20 protein-coding genes and 2 pseudogenes are annotated in these 21256 nt (G+C 34.3%); 4 read left to right on the top strand and 18 right to left on the bottom strand.

Annotated features, from left to right (window positions below):
• Positions 1–125 precede the first annotated feature (125 nt).
• Positions 126–1495: pseudogene (locus AC3WVZ_RS10305) on the top strand (IS1182-like element ISBth7 family transposase); the annotation flags it as partial.
• Between the two features lie 149 nt (positions 1496–1644).
• Here the strand turns inward: AC3WVZ_RS10305 and AC3WVZ_RS10300 are convergent.
• The 8 genes from AC3WVZ_RS10300 to AC3WVZ_RS10265 form a co-directional block, all read right to left on the bottom strand.
• Positions 1645–3105, bottom strand: coding sequence for a CoA-acylating methylmalonate-semialdehyde dehydrogenase (locus AC3WVZ_RS10300; protein WP_000633344.1), 1461 nt, complete (start codon positions 3103–3105; stop codon positions 1645–1647).
• 22 nt (positions 3106–3127) lie between these two features.
• A complete protein-coding gene (locus AC3WVZ_RS10295) occupies positions 3128–4018 on the bottom strand; it encodes an NAD(P)-dependent oxidoreductase (RefSeq protein WP_000719409.1) in 891 nt (296 codons plus the stop codon).
• A 16-nt stretch (positions 4019–4034) separates the two neighbouring features.
• Positions 4035–5744: an acyl-CoA dehydrogenase FadE gene (locus tag AC3WVZ_RS10290; RefSeq protein ID WP_000415995.1), complete on the bottom strand. Its 1710-nt coding sequence runs from the start codon at positions 5742–5744 to the stop codon at positions 4035–4037.
• A gap of 152 nt (positions 5745–5896) precedes the next feature.
• Complete coding sequence (prpB, locus tag AC3WVZ_RS10285; protein WP_233936335.1) at positions 5897–6805, bottom strand: methylisocitrate lyase; 909 nt, start codon at positions 6803–6805, stop codon at positions 5897–5899.
• A gap of 20 nt (positions 6806–6825) precedes the next feature.
• Positions 6826–8262 (bottom strand): 2-methylcitrate dehydratase, encoded by a 1437-nt coding sequence (prpD, locus tag AC3WVZ_RS10280; protein ID WP_233936334.1) that lies wholly within the window; start codon positions 8260–8262, stop codon positions 6826–6828.
• A 98-nt stretch (positions 8263–8360) separates the two neighbouring features.
• A complete protein-coding gene (gene mmgD, locus AC3WVZ_RS10275) occupies positions 8361–9482 on the bottom strand; it encodes a citrate synthase (RefSeq protein ID WP_002041090.1) in 1122 nt (373 codons plus the stop codon).
• Between the two features lie 395 nt (positions 9483–9877).
• Entirely contained in the window at positions 9878–10168 is a 291-nt protein-coding gene (locus AC3WVZ_RS10270) for a HesB/YadR/YfhF family protein (protein ID WP_074593705.1), read from the bottom strand.
• A 15-nt stretch (positions 10169–10183) separates the two neighbouring features.
• Entirely contained in the window at positions 10184–11329 is a 1146-nt protein-coding gene (locus AC3WVZ_RS10265; RefSeq protein ID WP_000440662.1) for an MFS transporter, read from the bottom strand.
• A 235-nt stretch (positions 11330–11564) separates the two neighbouring features.
• Between AC3WVZ_RS10265 and AC3WVZ_RS10260 the strand changes: the two genes are divergently transcribed.
• Positions 11565–11849, top strand: coding sequence for a hypothetical protein (locus tag AC3WVZ_RS10260; protein WP_000270101.1), 285 nt, complete (start codon positions 11565–11567; stop codon positions 11847–11849).
• Positions 11850–11950: 101 nt separating this feature from the next.
• Here the strand turns inward: AC3WVZ_RS10260 and AC3WVZ_RS10255 are convergent, their stop codons facing one another.
• A complete protein-coding gene (locus AC3WVZ_RS10255; RefSeq protein ID WP_001293963.1) occupies positions 11951–14443 on the bottom strand; it encodes a PBP1A family penicillin-binding protein in 2493 nt (830 codons plus the stop codon).
• A gap of 466 nt (positions 14444–14909) precedes the next feature.
• Here AC3WVZ_RS10255 and AC3WVZ_RS10250 point away from each other — a divergent pair, with 466 nt between their 5' ends.
• On the top strand, positions 14910–15119 hold the full coding sequence (locus AC3WVZ_RS10250) for a KTSC domain-containing protein (RefSeq protein WP_000977081.1): 210 nt from the start codon (positions 14910–14912) through the stop codon (positions 15117–15119).
• A gap of 67 nt (positions 15120–15186) precedes the next feature.
• Here AC3WVZ_RS10250 and AC3WVZ_RS10245 read toward each other — a convergent pair whose 3' ends face one another.
• The 5 genes and pseudogenes from AC3WVZ_RS10245 to AC3WVZ_RS10225 form a co-directional block, all read right to left on the bottom strand.
• Positions 15187–15399 carry a YqaE/Pmp3 family membrane protein gene (locus AC3WVZ_RS10245; RefSeq protein WP_000990233.1) on the bottom strand — a complete coding sequence of 71 codons (213 nt, stop codon included), beginning with the start codon at positions 15397–15399 and terminating at the stop codon, positions 15187–15189.
• Positions 15400–15513: 114 nt separating this feature from the next.
• A complete protein-coding gene (locus AC3WVZ_RS10240; protein WP_001070035.1) occupies positions 15514–16188 on the bottom strand; it encodes a DUF6944 family repetitive protein in 675 nt (224 codons plus the stop codon).
• A gap of 138 nt (positions 16189–16326) precedes the next feature.
• Complete coding sequence (locus tag AC3WVZ_RS10235; RefSeq protein ID WP_000823061.1) at positions 16327–17034, bottom strand: SDR family oxidoreductase; 708 nt, start codon at positions 17032–17034, stop codon at positions 16327–16329.
• Between the two features lie 142 nt (positions 17035–17176).
• Positions 17177–17378 (bottom strand): annotated as a pseudogene (locus tag AC3WVZ_RS10230) (hypothetical protein).
• 44 nt (positions 17379–17422) lie between these two features.
• Positions 17423–17758, bottom strand: a complete 336-nt coding sequence (locus AC3WVZ_RS10225; protein ID WP_000651907.1) for a hypothetical protein — start codon at positions 17756–17758, stop codon at positions 17423–17425.
• 206 nt (positions 17759–17964) lie between these two features.
• Here AC3WVZ_RS10225 and gerPF point away from each other — a divergent pair, with 206 nt between their 5' ends.
• Positions 17965–18180 carry a spore germination protein GerPF gene (gene gerPF / locus AC3WVZ_RS10220; RefSeq protein ID WP_001141569.1) on the top strand — a complete coding sequence of 72 codons (216 nt, stop codon included), beginning with the start codon at positions 17965–17967 and terminating at the stop codon, positions 18178–18180.
• Positions 18181–18388: 208 nt separating this feature from the next.
• Here gerPF and AC3WVZ_RS10215 read toward each other — a convergent pair whose 3' ends face one another.
• The 4 genes from AC3WVZ_RS10215 to AC3WVZ_RS10200 all read right to left on the bottom strand — a co-directional run bounded on the left by AC3WVZ_RS10215 (position 18389) and on the right by AC3WVZ_RS10200 (position 21174).
• Complete coding sequence (locus AC3WVZ_RS10215; RefSeq protein WP_002024004.1) at positions 18389–18724, bottom strand: YolD-like family protein; 336 nt, start codon at positions 18722–18724, stop codon at positions 18389–18391.
• Positions 18725–19044: 320 nt separating this feature from the next.
• Positions 19045–19452 carry a KH domain-containing protein gene (locus AC3WVZ_RS10210; RefSeq protein WP_000050503.1) on the bottom strand — a complete coding sequence of 136 codons (408 nt, stop codon included), beginning with the start codon at positions 19450–19452 and terminating at the stop codon, positions 19045–19047.
• Between the two features lie 249 nt (positions 19453–19701).
• Positions 19702–19920 carry a hypothetical protein gene (locus tag AC3WVZ_RS10205; RefSeq protein WP_000864275.1) on the bottom strand — a complete coding sequence of 73 codons (219 nt, stop codon included), beginning with the start codon at positions 19918–19920 and terminating at the stop codon, positions 19702–19704.
• Between the two features lie 402 nt (positions 19921–20322).
• On the bottom strand, positions 20323–21174 hold the full coding sequence (locus AC3WVZ_RS10200; RefSeq protein WP_233936565.1) for a peptidylprolyl isomerase PrsA: 852 nt from the start codon (positions 21172–21174) through the stop codon (positions 20323–20325).
• Positions 21175–21256 lie beyond the last annotated feature (82 nt).

Raw genomic sequence — 21256 nt, 5'->3', positions numbered from 1 at the left:
ACGAAAACCACCACTATTAATAGTGGTCAGGCTGTGGAGAAAGTCTTCTCCACAGCCTGTTTTTGTGTCTGAACCTCTTTTTATGTGTCAACACTGATAAAAAAGAGGAAAAGGAGAGATTTTTTATGATGGGTGCTTTAAAAAATCATCGTGATGAGCGTGTATCTGTTTCTGTAGAAGAGTTGGTTCCACAAGATCATTTCCTTCGTGCAATTGAAGCGACAATTAGTTTTGATTTTATTGAAGAGAAGTTACGCCCTTATTACTGTGAAAACAATGGACGCCCGTCCATTCATCCTATTGTTTTATTTAAGATGATGTTTATTGGATATTTTTACGGTATTCGTTCTGAGCGTCAATTGGAAAAGGAAATTAAAACGAATATTGCCTACCGTTGGTTTTTAGGGTTTTCTCTATCGGATACTATTCCGGATCACTCTACAATCAGTTGGAATCGTCGTACTCGTTTTATTCATACAAATATTTTCGAAGAAATTTTTGATGAGATTGTGAGACAAGCGACGGAGCACCGGATGGTAGGAGGACGTGCACTGATGACAGATTCTACACATATTAAGGCCAATGCCAATAAAAATAAATTTGTACATAAATATAAAAAAGAAAAAGCAAAGTTTTATATAGACGAGCTAGAAGCTGCGGTAATCGAAGATCGTGAGGTACATGGAAAAAAGAATTAAAACCTAGAAAGGAAAGTGATACCCCTACCAAAAAAACTCGTATAAGTACAACGGATCCAGATAGTGGATTTTTAATGAGAGATGGAAAACCAAATGGTTTTCATTTCTTGGATCATCGTACGACTGATGCGAAGTACAATATTATTACAGATACCTATGTAACGGCTGGAAATATGGCAGATTCCGAGCCGTATTTAGCACGCCTCCAAGCTCAGATTGATAAATTCGACTTCAAAGTAGAAGCTGTTGCCCTTGATGCTGGCTATTTTACAGGATATATCTGTAAGAAACTATCAGAACGGAATATATTTATGGTGATGGGGTATCGCCGATTTGGAAAACGGAATAAAGAAGTACCGAAAAGCCAATTTAAATATGTAGAAGAAATGAATGTTTTCGCTTGTCCGATGGGATGTATTCTAGAATATGTAACAACTGATCGTGAAGGATACCGTCAATACAAATCGAATCCAGAAGACTGCGCTGTTTGTCCGTTACGTGAGGTGTGCTTTTCAAAGAAACAAAAACAAAAAGTTATCACTCATCATGTGTGGGAGAAATATAAGGATATTGCTAGAAAAAACAAGCTAACAGCTACAGGGAAAAGGTTGTATAAAGTACGCTGTTCCACTATAGAGCGAAGCTTTGCAGACGCCAAAGAACTACATGGCTACCGCTATGCCCGGTTTCGAGGGCTGAAGTCTGTCCAAATGCAAGCTTATCTCACCGCAGCTTGTCAAAACATGAAAAAAATAGCCCTCCACCTGACCAAAAAGGGTCAGGTGGAGGGCTATTTTTTAAAATTCTATTATTTTATGTTGTTTTTATTCGCTAAAATCAAAAAAGATTCCAGAGTGTTGGGAACCCTAAAGGGTTTCCCAACACTCTGACCACTATTAATAGTGGTGGTTTTCATCTAATAACTGATTTGGTTGTTTACTCTATATTAAAACCAGCGCTCAGTTACAACTTTTTTACGTGTATAGAATTGAACGCCATCTGTACCATTTGTACCTAAATCACCAAAGAATGAAGCTTTATTTCCTGCAAATGCGAAGAATGCCATTGGTGCTGGAACGTTTACGTTTACACCAATCATACCAGCATCGATATTATCACGGAATGTTTGTGCATGTTTACCATTTGACGTATAAATAACCGCACCATTTGCAAATTTAGATTGATTTGTTAGTTTAATACCTTCTTCTAAATCTTTAACACGTACAATACTTAATACTGGAGCAAAAATTTCATCTTGCCAAATTTTCATTTCTTGATTCACGCCATCAAAGATTGTCGCACCTACAAAGTAACCTTCTCCAACTTCTTCATTAATTTTACGGCCATCTACTAATAAAGTTGCCCCATCTGCTACACCGCTATTAATATAGCCTAAAACGCGCTCTTTATGAGATTCACGGATTAATGGTCCAACATAGTTATCTTCGTTAAAGCCATCGCCTACTTTTAATTTTTTCGTTTCTGCTACTAATACATCAATAAATTCATCAGCAATTTCATCCACTACTGCTACTACTGAGCATGCCATGCAGCGCTCTCCACTACTTGCAAATGCAGATCCAATTACACCTTGTACTGTTTTCTCAAGATTGCAATCTGGCATTACAATCGCATGGTTTTTCGCACCTGCTAATGCTTGTACACGTTTTCCGTGTTTCGTACCTGTTTCATATACGTAACGAGCTACCGGCTCAGAGCCAACGAACGAAACAGCCTGAATATCTTTATTTTCTAAAATGCTATTTACAACATCTTTTCCGCCTTGCACTAAATTTAATACGCCTTTTGGGAAACCTGCTTCATAGAATAATTCTACAAGTCGCTCCGCTAAAAGTGGCGTTCTTTCAGATGTTTTTAATACGAATGTATTACCGCAAGCAATTGCAAGTGGGAACATCCATAACGGAATCATCATCGGGAAGTTAAACGGTGTAATACCAGCAACAACTCCGATTGGGTAGCGCCAAATCGATCCATCAATTCCGCTAGCGATATTCGGAAGTGCTTGACCCATCATTAAATTTGGCGTAGATGTTGCAAGTTCTACCGCTTCAATACCACGCTGTACTTCACCTGTTGCATCCGTTAGCGTCTTACCATTTTCTAGCGTAATGATTTTTGCAAGCTCATCTTTGTTTTCTTGTAATAGCTGTAAATATTTATATAAATTTCTTGAACGATTTGGAACTGGTACTTTAGACCATGTTTCGAATGCTGCTTTTGCCGCTTCAACAGCTTTTTCAACATCTTCTTTTGGAGATAGTGGAACGTAAGCGATAATTTTTCCAGTCGCTGGATTTGGAACTGCTTCTACTTCCGTACCTGTCGATTCAACCCACTCACCGTTAATGTGATTTTTTACTCGTTTAATTTCAGTTGTAATCATTGTATTCTCTCCTTTGTATAATTTATTTTTGATTAGAAATTAATTGCTCGCTAACTTTCTTATATAAAGCAGCCATATCGTTTTCACCATATCCAGCTTGACTCGCTTCGTCATATACGTTTAATAACATTTCGCTTACCGGTAAATGGAGTTCGCTTTCCTTAGCTAAGTCAACTGCAAATCCTAAATCTTTCTTCAATAAGTTCACAGTAAATCCTGGCTCGTAGTTTTCAGGTGCTATAAAACTTTTATAATTACGTTCATAAATTCTACTTTGACCGTAACTTACATTTAAAATATCAAACATTTTATCTAAATCCATATTATTCTTTTTCGCTAATGTTAAAGCTTCACTCACACCAGCTGTATAAAAACCAATTAATAAGTTATTAATTAACTTAACAGTTGTACCACTATCAATCTGCTCACTAACGTGGAAAATATTCGCGCCTAGTACGCCCATGATAGATTCCGTTTTCTCATATACGTCTTTTGATCCACCAACCATAAACGTTAATGTACGGTTTTCGGCTCCTATTACACCACCGCTCACAGGTGCTGCTAAAAAGTCTACTTTCTTTTCCTTTGCAGCTTCCTCTAACTGTTTGTTTAACTGCGGCGATACCGTACTTGTATCAATGAAAACTACATTCGAGTGACCATTTTCAAATAATCCTTCTGCTCCAAAATATACCGCTTCAACAGCGCGAGGTGAAGGTAAACTTGTAAAAACTACATCACATGTTTCTGCTAGTTTTGAGATTGATAGACCGATAATTCCGCCTTCTTTTTCAAAGGACGCTTCCGCCTCTTTATTTAAGTCCACGCCATATACTGTGTAACCTGATTTAACTAGATTTTTTGACATTGGAAGGCCCATGTTACCTAAACCGATAAAACCAATCTTTTTCATATCGCTTTCCTCCTATTTAAACAATATATTTCCCGCGATTTATAATAGCTTTCGCAATTTCTCTCTTCTTCGTAAATACGTTCGTGTATAAAGGCACTAATAATTGACGGATTTCAGCTAAAATCACATGTCTATCTTGTTCTTCTGTGACAGCCGCTGAAAGTACAGAAATCGCCGCTTCTTCTACTTTACGGTATCCTTCTTCACAAATAACATCCGTTATTAATTGCTTCGTACGTTCTTTTTCCTCACCATTTTTACTTACCGCTTTTCTCGTACGTAAAAACGCTGATTCCATGACGTACACGTCCGTCAACATATTTGAAATTACACGTGAATATTCTTGTTCTTGGTCAATTTTTAGGCCTGGAGTTTTAGAGAGCGTTTTCAAAGATTGTTTCAACAATTTTTTCGCTAATAAAATGTAACGATGGTTTCTTTCTACATTTGCTACATCACTTTCTACTTCAGTATCTTCTAATTGTTCGATTTGCTTCATTAACATTTTGGCAACTGTTAATCTATTAATTTCGTTCGTTCCTTCAAAAATACGACTAATTCTAGCATCACGATATAATCGTTCTACCTCATACTCTTGCATATAACCGTAACCACCATGAATTTGTACAGCTTCATCTACGATATAAGCAAGTGTTTCAGAAGCATTTACTTTATTCAGTGCACATTCAATTGCAAATTGGGACATTTTCTTCATAAGATCTTCATCGCTCTCATGAATTGCTTCATCGATTACACCTGCCGTACGATAAGCTGCACTTTCGGCTCCATATGTAGCAATGATCATATTTGCAATTTTCTCTTGAATCATCGTAAAGTCTACTAATTCCGTTTGGAACTGTTTTCGCTCTTTTCCATATTGAACCGACAAACCAATTGCTTGTTTTGCTGTTCCAATATTTCCAAAAGCAAGTTTAAGTCTAGCAAAGTTAAGAATATTAAGGGCTACGTGATGCCCTTTCCCAACTTCCCCTAAAACATTTTCAGCAGGGATGACAACATCTTCTAAAATAAGAGTCGCTGTTGAAGAACCTTTAATCCCCATTTTCTTTTCTTCTAATCCAATAGATACACCTTCACATGTTCTTTCGACAATAAACGCTGTCATTCCTTTATTTGTCTTCGCAAAAACAACGTATACATCTGCCATATGAGCATTTGTAATCCATTGCTTCTCACCATTTAACTTCCAAGCTGTTCCCTCTTCATTCAATACGGCGCTTGTTTTTGCACTTAATGCATCCGAACCAGCATTTGGCTCTGTTAAAGCATAAGCCCCAATCCATTCTCCCGATGCGATTTTCGGTAAATATTTTTCTTTTTGCTCTTTCGTTCCATAATATATGTAAGGCAATGTACCGACACCAGCGTGTATATTAAAAGAAACGCTAAACGCACCAGCGTAACCCATTTTCTCTGCTACAAGACCTGAGACAGCCTTTCCTAACTCGAACCCGCCATAATCTTCTGGTACCTCAATGCCTAATAATCCAAGTTCCCCAGCTTTCTCAAATAATTGACGAGAAACTTTATAGTTATGTTGTTCAATATTCTCCATTTGTGGAACAATTTCTTGTTTAACGAATTGTTCTGTCGTTTTTGCGATTAAATCTTCATCACCTGAAAAATCTTCTGGTGTAAAGTAAGTATGATTTATATCTTTATTAAGTGAAAAGAATTCATCCCATGGTAACTTCGTTTTCTCCATATGTATCCCCCTATCATTCGGCTTTCATAGCTTTTTGCTTATGCTCGTCTACGATGAGTGGAATATCTTTTTTGAAAATAGAAGGCGATGATTTTTCACATCAAGCATTTTATTTTGCCAAAGATGTATTTTCATCGCCTTCGCTGCTTTATCTATTGATCTTCTGATAATACTGTTTTTGCAATACCAGTATCTAACTCTTCAAAGTCATGATATGAAATTGTTTCGTATAATTCACTTCTCGTTTGCATATTAGAAAGTGCATCTTTTTGAGAACCTGTTTCTTTAATTAAAGCAAACACATTTTCATACGCTTTCGCTGCAACGCGAAGTGAAGTTACAGGATAAATAACCATTTGGAAACCCATATTCGCAAATTCCTCTGCACTATAATATGGAGTTTTTCCGAATTCAGTCATATTCGCAAGCAAAGGTGCATTTACCTTACTATTAAATAGACGGAATTCTTCCTCTGATTGAAGCGCTTCAGGGAAAATTGCGTCTGCACCTGCTTTTACATATGCATTTGCTCTTTCAATTGCTTCATCTAATCCTTCAACGCCACGAGCATCAGTACGTGCTACAATGTATAAGCTAGGTGCAACTTCTTTAATCGCTTTAATTTTTTGAACCAATTCTTCTGTAGTAACAAGTTTATTACCATTTAAATGTCCACATTTTTTTGGTAATTGCTGATCTTCAATTTGGACAGCTGCTACTTTCGCTTCCACCATTTCTACAGCTGTTCTCGCCACATTTAGTACACCACCAAATCCTGTATCAATGTCAACAAGAACAGGTAAGTCTGTAGCTCTTACTAAATCTCTTGCTCTCTCAGCCACTTCAGTAGACGTCACGATACCTAAATCTGGTAAACCTTTACTTGCAGTATAAGCAGCTCCTGATAAATAAAGAGCTGAAAAACCTGTATTTTTCGCAACAAGAGCTGCCATTGCATCATGAGCACCTGGAATTTGCAAAATTTCATTTGCTTCTACTAAAGCTCGGAATCGATTCGCAAGCTCCTCTTGTGTTGACTGTTTTTTCACAACCCAAGCCATTCTAAATTCCCCCCCTATTATTAAATTAAGAATAGATCTACAAATTCGTTTACATTCATATTTTCTAGTTTTTCTTCATTTAAACAAACTTCATGAATTTGTTCTTGTTGCTTACTAGAATAATGACCTGCCATATTTGCAGTGAATTTTTGAACAACTTTTGGAATTGCTTCGTCTCTACGGAAGCGGTGACCAAGCGGATATTCACATTCCACATTTTCTGTTACTGTGCCAACTTTAAAGTGAACTTGAACAGCGTTGGCGATTGAGCGCTTGTTCGGGTCAAGGTAATCTAAACTGTACTGTTTGTTTTCAACAACAACCATCTTATTACGTAATTCATCTACACGTGGATCGTTTGCTACTGCATCTTCATAATCGTCTGCAACGATATCTCCTTTTAATAAACCAATTGCCGTAATGTATTGTAAGCAATGATCACGATCAGCTGGGTTATTTAATGGACCTTCTTTATCAATAATACGAATTGCTGATTCATGAGTTGTAATTGTAATACGGTCAATTTCATCTAATCTCTCTTTAATTTCCGGATGCAACTTCACTGCACATTCTGCAGCCGTTTGTGCATGGAATTCTGCTGGATATGACACTTTAAATAATACATTTTCCATTACATATGACTCTAGTGGTCTTGCTAATTTTAATTCTTGTTTATTGAATAATACATCTTGGAATCCCCATCCTGGCGCAGATAATGCTGTTGGATAACCCATTTCACCTTTTAGAGCAGTCATTGCAAGATGAACACCGCGGCTCGTTGCGTCACCTGCAGCCCATGATTTACGTGAGCCCGTATTTGGAGCATGACGATATGTACGAAGACTAGAATTATCAATCCACGCATGTGATAATGCATTAAAGATTTCTTCACGTGTTCCGCCAAGCATTTTCGCAACTACTGCAGTTGTTGCTACTTTTACATATAATACATGGTCAAGACCAACTCTGTTTAAGCTGTTTTCTAAAGCAAGCACGCCTTGAATTTCATGTGCTTTAATCATCATTTCTAATACTTCACGTACTTTTAAAGCTTCTTTTCCTTCTGAAATACGAACACGGCTAATATAATCTGCAACTGCTAAAATTCCGCCTAGGTTATCAGATGGATGTCCCCACTCTGCTGCAAGCCAAGTATCGTTATAGTCTAACCAACGGATCATACATCCGATATTAAATGCACCTTTTACTGGATCTAGTACATAAGACGTACCTGGTACACGTGTACCATTTGGCACGATTGTTCCTGGCACAACTGGTCCTAGTAATTTCGTACATTCTGGATATTGCAGTGCTAAAATTCCACATCCAAGTGTATCAAGTAATACGTAACGAGCTGTACTGAATGCTTCTGCACTAGTAACCTCTTTATTTAATACATAATCGGTAATCTCTTCTAATAATGCATCTTTTTGCTTAATTTCATTTGTTTTAATCATGCTATTCTTCCCTTTCTGTCGAAAATTCGTTATTATTAATGATGGGTGTCGGTCAAACACCCATCTGGCGGGCGGCGCTAACAACTCCCCAGTTGTTCTTATTTACTAAGTACATGTCGCTCGCCAATATAATTTACACGTGGACGGAACAAACGATTATTTGCATGTTGCTCAATAACGTGCGCACATAACCCCACTGTTCTAGAGCTAAAGAAGATTGGTGTGTAAAGTTGAATTGGAATACCTAGCATCCAATATACTGGAGCTGCATAATAATCAAGATTTGGATAAATTCCTTTTTCTTTTTCCATAATCTTTTCTCCAGCTTCACACATTTCATATAGTGTATAATCACCTTTTACATCACATAACTGTTTTAAAGCTTCCTTCATCATAAGTGCTCTTGGATCCATCTTCTTCATATAAACACGGTGTCCAAAGCCCATAATTTTTTCTTTGTTATATAGTTTCTTCTGTAATAACTCTTCAAATTTCTCAACATTACCAGCTTCTAAAAGCATGTACATAACCGCTTCATTTGCACCGCCATGTAAACTTCCTTTTAAAGATGCAACTGCACCTGTTAAAGCACCGTATAAATCTGATTGTGTTGATGCAATAACGCGAGCTGTAAATGTAGAGTTTGGCATTTCATGCTCACTATATAAAACAAGGGAACGATCAAAGATCTTTTCCTCAAGTTCAGTTGGTTTTTTACCAGTTAACATATAGAAGAAATTCGCACTATAAGATAATTCTTTAAGAGGTTCAATTGGCTCCTCATTATTTAAAATATGATAGCTATTCGCTACAATGTTTGGCACTTTACTTAACAGCTTGTACCCTCGGCTTTTATTCACTTCTAACGAGCGGTTTTCGATATCATTATCGTAACCAGCTAACGCTGACACACCTGTACGTAATCCATCCATGGGATGCGTCTCTTTAGGCAATGCCTTTAGTACGTTGAATACACCTTCTGGTACTGCATATTCTTCTTTTAATTTCTTTTCAAGTGTTACTTTTTCATCTTCATTCGGTAGGTGTTCCTCCAATAAAAGGTGCACAATGTCTAAATACTCTTTTGTTTTTGAGAGTTCGATTAAGTCATACCCTTGAATTACAATTTCACCTTTTACTGTGTCAAGAAACGAGATTTTCGTCTCCGCTGCCACTATACCATCTAATCCCGGGGAAAATTTCTCTTCAGCTTTCATCATTATTTCCTCCAATCCTAATAGATCTTCGTGCACATAACTGTAAGCCTTTACAATATTGTGAAACTACATTTCTATTTCAATGTATCAGAGTTTTTAGAAGATTTCAATTTATTTTATAATGATAAGTTTCCTACACTTTTCTTACTGTAACAATACAATTTTTTGAAAATAATTCTTATATTTTATAAAGAAAGGATAGACTTCTTTGCGTATTTTCAAAAACAAGATATAAAGATTTTTCATATAACACCGCCAAATATACAATTATTCTAATTTTATTTGAGAAATAGAAAAAACGAGCTGTACATAAATACAGCTCGTTACTATATGATATTTATTTCACTATCTCTTAAATATAATTTTTATATAAAACTTATTCATTTTTAATAAAGTTATTATTTTACATAATTAAATTGAATTTCTTCCATTTCCTCATGATAACTTACAAATAAATCATAGTTTTGAAAATACCAAAGATTATCAGAATCTACAAAAAATATAATACCTTCCTTCTCAACTGACACTATTTCGCCATCGGGTTTCTCAGCAACAACCCCTAAAGAATATCCGGGCTGAATTGAACTATCCCCTCCGTACCTTACAGTAAAACGTACAGATTCACCGTGCTTTATACGTAATTCTTCCTGGAACCATTGCAGAGCTTTACGATCAATTGAAATTCTCATCTTTATTCCTCCAGTTTACGCAAACTCTTTTTTTCCTAATCGTTGTTTTACAAAGAAGACGAAAATAATTAAGGCTATCAATGCTGAAATTGCACTCCCTGAAAATAAAATACGATAACCAAACATTTGTGAAACAACTCCAAGTAAAATAGCACCTAACCCGATTCCTAAATCAAACGCTGTAAAAAATGAAGCATTTGCAACTCCTCTTTTACTCGGATCGACAATTGTAAGCATTGCCGCTTGCAAAGCTGGCTGCGCTGAACCAAATCCAATACCGTATAATGTTGCTGCGATAATTACACCTATCAAACCATTTGAAATAGTTAAAACAACTATAGCTAAAATAGTAATACATAATGCTGGAAGTATAATGAATACTTCTCCATACTTATCTAATAGTTTCCCTGAAATTGGTCTTACAATTGTTAATGCAATTGCATATACAAGAAAGAAAGTTCCCGGGTTTACATGAATTGATGATGCAAATAACGGTAAAAAGGTTGTTATTCCTCCATATGCAAACGATAAAAAGAATACTACAATCGTGATTGTTAATACGGATTTCTCAAACAGCTGAATTTTCCCTTTTTCTTTTTGTGGCGTAAATGGGATCTTCGTTATTAATGATAATACGACTGCCATAAAAGATAACAACGTCGCTAATAAAAATAGACCATCAAATGAATAATTTTGCACAACCCATAATCCAATCATAGGTCCGATTGCCATTGCAATTGTCATCGCCATCCCGTACCACCCCATACCTTCACCGCGGCGTGAATCTGGAATAATATCCGTTATTGCTGTTCCAACAGCTGTTGTAGAAACAGCCCATGTTACTCCGTGAATAACACGTAAAACAGCTAAAAGGACAATAGTCGATGCTATATTATAGGAATACATCGTTAAGCCAAAAAAGATGAGTCCGAAAATAATAAAGGATCTTCTACCATATTGATCTAACATTCCTCCAATAATCGGTCGTATTACAACAGCAGCTATTGTAAACATCCCCATCATAAGTCCAACTTGCGATTCATTGCCACCTATCTCTTTAATAAAGAGCGGGAGCGTTGGAACAAGTAAATAAAATCCTGTAAATAAAAATAACATTGCGAAAGTCATTTGAATAAATGATTTCGTCCATAATCGTTCCATAAAAATACCTCCATACACTCGTAAAATATTACGATTAACACCCTCATTGTATATTTTTTTTATCTCTTTTCCCTCCGCAAATAGACGTATCTTTTCATATTAAATAGTCCACCATCAGCTTACATTAGTCTTAAGACTTTGTACGCATATTTTAAACGAAAGTCCTATATATGTACCTTTATACGTGTGAAAAGAATATACTAATTTATTATCACAACTTAGGAGTGATTATTTTATGTGGGTATTATCATCAAGAGTAACTGTCGCGGTTCCTTCGATACCCGAAATACATGCCCCCGCCGTTCATACAGCAAGTTCCGATGTCGGCATTGAACTTCCAGCAATTTGGCAACAATACCAATCACCAGGTCAAGCTACCCCTTCATTTTGGCATCATGGTGCCCATCCAAGTAGCACTACCTTTTATCATCCTAGCCACGCTCCACTACCTCAGGCTCAAGTCTTTTATCATTTCCCATCAATTTATTTTCAAAATTTTTATGGTACGTTTAACATTTAAAACACATCATTTCATAGCTACTACATTTAAACGAAAAAAGCACTTAAGATTGTAATTTTCACAAATCTTAAGTGCTTTTTAATATTTTTTATAAATTTTTCTTATTGCCCATTATTAGCAGGGGTCTCTCCTGCATTACCGCCAGTCTCTGGTTGTGTGGTCGCTGGTGGAGTTGTATTTCCTTGACCTCCTCCGTTATTTGCTGGAGGTGTCGTATTTCCTTGACCTCCTCCATTATTTGCTGGAGGTGTCGTATTTCCTTGACCTCCTCCATTATTTGCTGGAGGTGTCGTATTTCCTTGACCTCCTCCATTATTTGCTGGAGGTGTCGTATTTCCTTGACCTCCTCCGTTATTTGCTGGAGGTGTCGTTCCTTGGCCATTTCCATTATTTTGTTCTTCTTGTTTCTTTTGCTCTTCTAGTTTCTTTTGTTCTTCTTGCTTCTTAAGTTCCTCTTGTTTCTTTTGTTCTTCTTGTTTTTTCAGTTCTTCTTGTTTCTTTAATTCTTCTTGCTTTTTCTCTTCTTCAGTTTTTTGCTGTTGATCTTGTTTTGGTTGCTCCGTTGTATCCGGTACGCTAGTATTTGGCGATGAATCACGTTTTTCACCTTTTATACGTAGCTCACTACCTTCTTGAATAACACTACTTGGCATTTTAAAGCGTGATTTATCTGTAGCCATTTCGCTCATCATTTCTTTAAAGATCAACTGTGCAATTTTCGTATTTTTACTACTAATATACTCGTCTTTACCATCTTTCATATACCCAGTCCATACTGCCATCGTATATTGCGGTGTATATCCAGCGAACCAACTATCACGAGTTGCACTTTCTGGAATTTTATATTGAGCTAATTGCTTTGATGAATAGTTTGTCGTACCCGTTTTACCAGCTACATCTAAAGAGCCTACATTTGCCGATGTACCAGTACCTGATGTAACTACAGAACGAAGCATATCAGTAATCATGTATGCTGTAGAATCTGTCATAACTTGTTTTGGTTTTTGTCCAAAACTTTGTGACTTACCGTCTGGATAAACGACTTTCTTAACAAAATGCGGTTTCGTATATTTACCTTCATTACCAAATGCCGCATAAGCACCCGCTATTTCAGTTGGCGATACTTCATTTGTACCAATCGCTGTCGATTCTGTCGGTGCTGTATTAAATGTAATACCTAGTTTCTCAGAGAATTCTTTCGATTTACTAATCCCTACTTCTTTTGCAGTTTTAATTGCAGGAATATTACGCGACATTTTTAATGCTTCACGCATTGTAATTGGACCCATATGACTTCTATCTGCATTTCGTACTTCTTGTCCCGTTGAATACTTAAATGGAGAGTCATCAATTTGATGGTACGTAGCCCATTTTAAATATTCAATTGCAGGAGCGTAGTCGAAAATCGGCTTCATCGTTGAACCAGCTGCACGATCTAATTCAATTGCCATATTATGCCCTTTAAATACAGCTTTATTTTCTCCACGGCCACTACCTATAGCACGAACTTCTCCTGTTTTCGTATCCATAAATGTGAATGCACCTTGGAATTTATCGTTCGGATAATCAATGATATTATTATTTAAAATATTATCTGCAAGTTTCTGTGCTTTCGGATCTAACGTTGTATAAATTTCTAAACCGTCAGAACCGATATTAGCATCTGGTAATTCTTTTTCTACTTCTTTCACAACTGCATCCATAAATGCAGGGTATGGCATTGTTTGTAGTTGAGCTGCAGGCTTAAGCCCCTTTTCTACGTCAACTTTTGATGCTTCTTCCATTTCCTGTTTTGTTATATATCCATGTCGGTTCATTAAACTTAGAACAACATTTCTTCTTTCTGTTGCTTTTTGAACATTTTCTTTTTTCGTTGGATCATAGTTATTCGGTGCTTTCGGTAAACCTGCAAGCATCGCAACTTCTGGTAATGTTAAGTCCTTCAATTCTTTACCATAGTAGTTTTGTGCTGCTGTTGCGATCCCATATGAACGGTTTCCTAAGTTAATTTTATTTAAGTACATCTCTAATATTTCATGTTTTGAATACTGTTGTTCTAGCTTATAAGCTAAATATATTTCTTGCGCCTTACGCTTTGGTGTTTTGTCCATTGATAAGAAGTAGTTTTTTATAACTTGCTGTGTTATCGTACTTCCACCTTGAGAACCATAATCCCCTTTAAGACTTACTAGAACAGCACGGGCAGTACCTTTAAAATCTACTCCGCTATGCTCATAAAAACGTGAATCTTCTGTCGCTAAAAATGCATTTTCTACTAATTTAGGTATTTGCTCATACGTAACATTCGTCCTTTTTTCTTTTCCATATTCATATACCAAATCCCCGTTTTTATCATAAATTTTTGAGGATAACGGATTAACAAGTTTTGCTTTCTCAAGTTTTGGTGCATCCTTAATCATTACGAAAAAGGTAGCAACCCCCGCCACTAAACCAACAATACCAAGTAATAAACAAGTAATTAAAAACTTGCGAAAGAATGATGTTTTACCTTTTGGCTTTTGTGTTTTAGAAGCTGGTTGTTTTTTCTTTTTAACTTGTCGTCGTTCCTCTCGAGAACGATAATTTTCTGACATGTTACTTTCTCCTGCCTTTCAATTCTCCCGTTGATTTACTTAAAAATATTGAGGTCACTTTCTAAAATGAATTTGATTAAGAAAGTATATTGACCTGGAGCATTCAATATTTTCCCAATTCACAGATTATAATTTTTAGAATACTTCTTATACAAACTATTTTCACTTCTATTTTTCCTAATAACGCTGCCCCTTGAAGCATAGAATGTAAAAAGTGAATTTTTAATACCTCGTATAAATAATATACCTTTTTTTCAAATGGTCAATATTTTCTTATTTATAAATCAAAGGTGAAATAAAAATAGCACAACGATATGTACTTCGTGTGAACTTCCTTATAATTACGTATAACAAACATTTAATATATTGCATATAAGTATAATACCTCTTAAATTATAAGGATTTCAACATCACAACCTCAACATCTACAAAAAAGTATTAAAAATAAAAAGTGAGGAGTTGCGTAATGATGAAGCTATCTCCCGTAATTTCAAAAAATATAGTTGCTGTTGGTTATAATCCTTTTTCTATGATTTTGCGAATCCAATTAAAGAATGGTATGTACGATTTCTTTAATGTACCAGAAAGTATTTATACTGGCCTATTACATGCACAATCTAAAAGTTATTATCATAATACTTACATTAAAAATTCTTTCCGCCACACAAAAATCTAAACTTAACACCCACTAAAAAAGAAAGGAGGTTAATCCTCCTTTCTTTTAAAAACATTTTGCAGATGAATTATCTTCGATTCCTCTTATTAATTTCATCATATGCTTGAATTTGTTTTTTCAAACGCCGATCAGCTTTTTTATCATGCACTACAAGAATTGCATGTATAACTCCTGGAACCCAAAATATTAATGTTAATATGAAATTTATGATTGCCTGAATTGGTTTTCCACAAAATAATACAGCAACAGGTGGAAGAAGAATTGCTAATAAATACATCATCCCTTGAAAACTCCTTATTTTGTATTTTATATATCACTTTTCAAAATATACGCAAAAAAACCTACTACCATTTTAATCTTAACCTACCTCTAAAATCAATGTATCTCCTTCTATTTAAATAAGTATTTCAGACTTTTTATTGTTTTCTAGCCTATTTTCTTCCTCTATTGCAGTTACTCCAATTGCAGAAATTAACGTTCCTATCGCTTGTATCCAAATACCAATGAGTGCAATGATTCTCTCATCCTTCTTATCAAAAATACTATCTTCATTTTCTCTCTCATCTTTCAATACATTTGAAACACCTTGATACGCTTGTAATCCAGCCCCTAAACTTTGCATGGAGTTACCCAGTATAATAATTTTCTGTAATACATTTATATCCAACAAAGCTGCTTCTACTCCTAAAAAAGCACCGATTGATTGTAAACTGTTCCCTGTAATGATAAGATAATCATTTTCTTTCAAATGTTCATTTATATTAAAATATGTTCCTATTACATTTGATATATTGCCTAATGCTAATAACTCAATTCCTATTTGATCAAGTAATTTACTTTGATTCTCTAAGTCTATATTTTGATTTTCTCTTTTTTCTTCCCCATCATCATAATTGCTCGCAATGATTTGTAATATATATCCGAGGGCTTGTAATGAGCTTCCTACAATAACAAGATCCGATTCAACTTTCTCTTCTCCAATAAATCCTCTTGTCGTTCCAATAGCAGCTGTAAGGTTCCCTCCCACTTGAAACCATGCCCCTGTCACTTTTAAACTGCTTGGATTCATTTTTATCACCTATTTAAATATTTTCTAAAGCTTTCAAAACAAACAAATCTCACCCTTAATCTTTTATTTTATTTTTTAGATGTAATTTTGTGAATGATATAATGTGCTACTAATATAAAAGCACCTTAAAGGTGCTTTTTATATGCATGCTGGGCATGTCAATGAATCTCCATTTTTATCTATTGTTATATTCAATATATATTCAATTGCTTTATGTGACCAAGTTTCAGGTGTAGGCGATTCATTTATATATTGTGGCGCACATGACTTCAGCATTGGAGTACTAATACTCCCTCCAGGATCTAAAGCAAGTACAGCCATGCCATGGGGTAATTCCAGGGCCATAGATTTAGTGATACCTTCAATAGCAAATTTCGAGGCACAATATGGCGCAAGCTCAGCCTCACCTTCTCTCCCCCAACTAGAACTCATATTAATGATAATTCCTTCTTTCCTAGCTACCATCGCTGGAACAAATGCTCTTATTACATTTACTACACCATTCACGTTTACATTCATTACATTTTCGAATTCTTGAGCCGTAATTTTCCAAAGTTGTGCATTTTGATTTACAATCGATGCATTATTTATTATCATATCGGGAGCTGTATGTGTATTAAGTATATAATTTGCCCAATTGTTAACTTGCTGAGAATCTGAAACATCAATTACTTGGAAATCATGTATTTTACTGTACTGTTTTTTTAGTTCTTCAATTTTATCTTTTGAACGTCCACAACCATATATGTTCCACCCTAATTCATGAAATCGATCAACCATCGCACGCCCTAACCCTTGTGTCACGCCTGTAATAATTACAGATTTACTAATTTCTTTTCGCTTCATTTCTCTCATCCTCCTTCCCTATATCTTACTCTCTTCATTTTTATTCAGCGATTTACTATAGTATTAACTCAACTCATACTTTAGTAATGGTTTTGATATTGTATACATAAACAAAAAAAGTAACCATCATGGTTACTTTTTGCTATATATCTAAAAATTCATTGTTTATTTCATTATTGTTTTTATATTTCAACTTCTCTTTTCCACATTTCTCACACTGGTAAATATAAACTACACCTAATGTACCTTTTTTTAAAATCCTCATTATCCTGCATCTTAATAAAAATATATTTATGTTTACAATGCGATTCACCCAAATAATTTTTAAACCACTTTTTCAACACAACACATTCCACCTTTATGATAGAACCTTTATTTAGCTGCTTTATTACATACTTTTATTTAAATGTTCAATCTCATCTTGCAACTTTTTAAATTGCTCAAAATGCATGGTAATAGATTGGCTACTACCATAATCAACATTTTGTTTCACTAATATAACACCCGTATCATGAAAAAGCGCTTCAAGTTCTTTCCTAATAGACACTTTCGCAATATGAGCTGTTTTAATTGCAGATAAAATTGCAATTTCATTAAACTTTAATTTTATTTCATTTGGACAAAATGCGTCTTCAACTAATATAACTTCATTACTATAAATTAGTGCAACAAGATTACTTGATTTGGCATCTGTTAAATCAACTTTTTTCATAATATCTTTCATTACATTTTGCCTCCTTTATTTTCATATATATCAATTATACAAATTTTTAAAAAAATTACTCAACTTTATTATATTAATTTTAACACACTTTTATTGAAATCCATGCTCCAAACGTTTTACTATTCCACAATTTTTATTATATGAACCATCTGGACTATAACTCCATATAGTAATGTTAACAACTTTTTATAAAGCAGGTGAAAATTATGCCATCAGTTGTAGGAAATTTAGTTGTACAAAATAGTAATGGATCATTTAACTTAGGTGATTTCTACAACGTTTCTCCGAAAGAAAATACGAAAGCTTATAATGGTTCCGGCGCATCAAACGTTGGTTTTGTTGTTAATACTTTTAGCGGTGTTAGCGCGACCAATACATTTGATTCTGACCTTGCAGATCAAAACCAAGTGGGTACAGCCTAATCTTATGTTCAACTTTTTGTATAGAAAATTTTAATTTGTCTATACTATAATCAGGCTGTTTGACAGCTCTTATCGATTTTGGAGTACCCTATCTTTTTCTCCCTTTCCCTGGGGCTCAGCAGCTAGCACAAAGCTAGCTGCTTTTTCTTATATTATTTGTCTCATAAATCAGAAATAAAAAAAGCTGCCATTTAATATTCAGCTTCTTTTACATTATTTCAATAATATCCATAGCGTTAAATACGTAAGTTTTATAAAAGGCGTCTGTACAAATTACAATTTGTTTTACCGGATTGATATGTACAACAGTCATGTAGCTTGTTAATATGTAACCATCTTCAAAATATGTTACCAATATTTCTTTCTCAGACAGTAATGACGTTAATAATTTATCAGAAATCCTCTCTTTTGCTTCATTTGTTAAAAGCGGTTTTTGTACTTTTAATTTCTCTCCAATAATCTTTCTCATATTTAAAAGTTGTTCGGACATTACTGTAAACGGAACCCACTCTCTTTCTTCTTTTTGTATCTTTACATCGTTCATTTTTTATCTCCTTGATCATTTATACATTTATTTATTCATGCTATCCCTTAGTTATTTTTAATACTTACTAAACTCGAATTTACTTCTAAACTATAATTAGGTTACCTCTTAAAAGAACATTCGTTCTTATTATACACGAACTTACGTTCCTTTGAGAAGAGCTATACTTATTATTTCTTAACAAAAAACATAATTTTATTTATCTCCATATTTTTTCCTTTATCAAATAAACTTTTCATTTCTTATATAAAATGCATATAAAAACTAAAAGGCGACTTCACACAAAGTGAAATCGCCTTTTTCTAAAAAATATTCAAAGCTTATTTTTCTATCCTAACTAATGTTCTTTCTGGAATACATAATTCATCTATATTAAAATGATTTATTTTTAAGTTCAATTCCCCTACTCGTTCCTTATCTTCATCACCAACCCAACAACTAAATAATTCGAAATAGTCTCCATCTTCCAAATAACTTTCCATAATCTTGCATAAAGTTAAAAGTTTTTCTTTCGCTTCTTTTTTTTCCTTTACATTTTGCCACTCGACCAGTTCAATTCCCCAATTAGTTGAAACCTCATATGTGTAATTTGTTTGGAATTGATAATCTTGTACAATTTCAAGCATACTTTCATCTGAAAAACACGGTCCAAAAACAATTACATCATTAGAATCTGGATCCGTTAACGGAATTTCTACATTACAGCCTATGTAACTTGCTAAACTCATTTTATACTCCTCCAATATTCGTATAAAAAATACTTCATAGTATATTTATTTACTCAAATATAAAATCCCTGCCTAAACGAAAAAGTTTTAAATTTTTATCGTTTATTAACCATCTATAACTGAAAACATATACTATGATGAACGAACTCACAAAGCATAAGAAAAGAGAGCATTTACAACACTCTCTTTTCTTACATACTCTATGGAACTTTACAAAACTGAATCAGTGATTTTTATTATTATATTTTATTACATATACTTAGGTTGTACTATTATATGTAACTCTCTCTCTGTATCCGCTTTTTTCGGATGACGAAAATAATTAAGTTCGTACTTTAACACTTTATACTCAACCATCCCAATTTTAATCCCTTTCGTTTCTTTTAATATAACTAATAAATCACTTATATTTTCATCATATGACTCAAAAATTTTCGCTCCGCCCTCTCCTTGAAAGATTACTTTCATATATTCTCCCCACCTTAATTTATTGATGTGGTAAATGATGCGTTTAAAACGATTCATTCTTTATCCTAAAATTTTCACAACAAAAAGAACATCCTTTCCAATCGAATGCTCAGCTTTTTACTAATTATCCATGTTAAATATTTATTCAAAAACATTATATGTATTATTTTTTAAATTATGTTCGATATTCATTATTAAAGAGTAAATATATGTAATAAACTTGCATAATGAAAACCGTAGAATATCCACTTTCGTTGAAATAATTATAAACCATAATTTCCCATTGTAATTCTTAATATTTAAATGTAATATTGTATTGTCTTACTATCTATTTATAACTCACACACTAATTAGAAAAGGGAACTCTATATGAGTTCCCTTTTCTAATTATGATTACAGTCATTATTTCTTTTCTAGAAATTTAAATGTATCTTTAAATTCTTTATTATTCACTTTAATATCAGCATCTTTCAATAAATCATTGACTACTTGTTGTTTCCATTTACCTGTCGTATCTTGTAGTCTTTGTTGTTCTATATCTTTACGAATTTTATCCTTTACTTCATCAAATGGCTTCAATTCTTTTTTATCCGTCACTTTAATAATATGGTAACCGTAAGTTGTTTTAACCGGATCACTTACTTGGCCTGCATCTAATTTATACGCAGCTTCCTCAAATTCTTTCACTGTTTGCCCAGGAGCAAAACCAGATATTTCCCCGCCCTGTTCCTTTGAACCAGTATCCTCTGAATACTGGTTTGCTAAGGCAGCAAAATCTTCACCATTATTTACTTTCTCCTTTATTTCTTTAGCCGTTTTTTCATCTTTCACTAAAATGTGACTTACTTTCATTTCTGGTTTATAGTTATTTTTCACATCTTTATCTGTAACTGTTGCTTTAATCGCTTTCTCAAATGCAATTTCTGGCTTCATTTTTTCTTTTAATTCATCTTCGTTTTTCAATCCAAGTTGTTCTAAAGTCGATTTAAAGTTCTCACCCATTTTATCTTTTGCTTCTTCTACTTTCTTTTTTGCTTCCTCATCTGAAACTTTATATTTATCTAACAATGCCTTACTTAACATCATTTGATATAAAGTACTTTCTCCATATTGTTGTCGTAATTCTTTACTTAATTCTTTCTCTGTAACATTCCCTACTTTTGATGTTACTACGTTGTCTGAGGAACCACATGCAGATAATGCTAGCATCACGCATGAAATAATTGTTCCAATAAATATTTTTTCTTTTTCAATTCAAATACCTCACTTTTATCATTATGCAAATTAACTATACACAGTCATTGTGAAAACAGTGTGTTTTCTACATGTAATTCAT

Source organism: Bacillus sp. CPT56D-587-MTF, from assembly GCF_058792335.1.
This window is presented reverse-complemented; position numbering and strand designations above follow the sequence as displayed.

Excerpts from the sequence above, each read along its gene's own strand:
- AC3WVZ_RS10300 (WP_000633344.1), bottom strand. The coding sequence starts at position 3,105 with ATGATTACAACTGAAATTAAACGAGTAAAAAATCACATTAACGGTGAG.
- AC3WVZ_RS10295 (WP_000719409.1), bottom strand. The coding sequence starts at position 4,018 with ATGAAAAAGATTGGTTTTATCGGTTTAGGTAACATGGGCCTTCCAATG.
- AC3WVZ_RS10290 (WP_000415995.1), bottom strand. The coding sequence starts at position 5,744 with ATGGAGAAAACGAAGTTACCATGGGATGAATTCTTTTCACTTAATAAA.
- prpB (WP_233936335.1), bottom strand. The coding sequence starts at position 6,805 with ATGGCTTGGGTTGTGAAAAAACAGTCAACACAAGAGGAGCTTGCGAAT.
- prpD (WP_233936334.1), bottom strand. The coding sequence starts at position 8,262 with ATGATTAAAACAAATGAAATTAAGCAAAAAGATGCATTATTAGAAGAG.
- mmgD (WP_002041090.1), bottom strand. The coding sequence starts at position 9,482 with ATGATGAAAGCTGAAGAGAAATTTTCCCCGGGATTAGATGGTATAGTG.
- AC3WVZ_RS10270 (WP_074593705.1), bottom strand. The coding sequence starts at position 10,168 with ATGAGAATTTCAATTGATCGTAAAGCTCTGCAATGGTTCCAGGAAGAA.
- AC3WVZ_RS10265 (WP_000440662.1), bottom strand. The coding sequence starts at position 11,329 with ATGGAACGATTATGGACGAAATCATTTATTCAAATGACTTTCGCAATG.
- AC3WVZ_RS10260 (WP_000270101.1), top strand. The coding sequence starts at position 11,565 with ATGTGGGTATTATCATCAAGAGTAACTGTCGCGGTTCCTTCGATACCC.
- AC3WVZ_RS10255 (WP_001293963.1), bottom strand. The coding sequence starts at position 14,443 with ATGTCAGAAAATTATCGTTCTCGAGAGGAACGACGACAAGTTAAAAAG.
- AC3WVZ_RS10250 (WP_000977081.1), top strand. The coding sequence starts at position 14,910 with ATGATGAAGCTATCTCCCGTAATTTCAAAAAATATAGTTGCTGTTGGT.
- AC3WVZ_RS10245 (WP_000990233.1), bottom strand. The coding sequence starts at position 15,399 with ATGATGTATTTATTAGCAATTCTTCTTCCACCTGTTGCTGTATTATTT.
- AC3WVZ_RS10240 (WP_001070035.1), bottom strand. The coding sequence starts at position 16,188 with ATGAATCCAAGCAGTTTAAAAGTGACAGGGGCATGGTTTCAAGTGGGA.
- AC3WVZ_RS10235 (WP_000823061.1), bottom strand. The coding sequence starts at position 17,034 with ATGAAGCGAAAAGAAATTAGTAAATCTGTAATTATTACAGGCGTGACA.
- AC3WVZ_RS10225 (WP_000651907.1), bottom strand. The coding sequence starts at position 17,758 with ATGAAAGATATTATGAAAAAAGTTGATTTAACAGATGCCAAATCAAGT.
- gerPF (WP_001141569.1), top strand. The coding sequence starts at position 17,965 with ATGCCATCAGTTGTAGGAAATTTAGTTGTACAAAATAGTAATGGATCA.
- AC3WVZ_RS10215 (WP_002024004.1), bottom strand. The coding sequence starts at position 18,724 with ATGAACGATGTAAAGATACAAAAAGAAGAAAGAGAGTGGGTTCCGTTT.
- AC3WVZ_RS10210 (WP_000050503.1), bottom strand. The coding sequence starts at position 19,452 with ATGAGTTTAGCAAGTTACATAGGCTGTAATGTAGAAATTCCGTTAACG.
- AC3WVZ_RS10205 (WP_000864275.1), bottom strand. The coding sequence starts at position 19,920 with ATGAAAGTAATCTTTCAAGGAGAGGGCGGAGCGAAAATTTTTGAGTCA.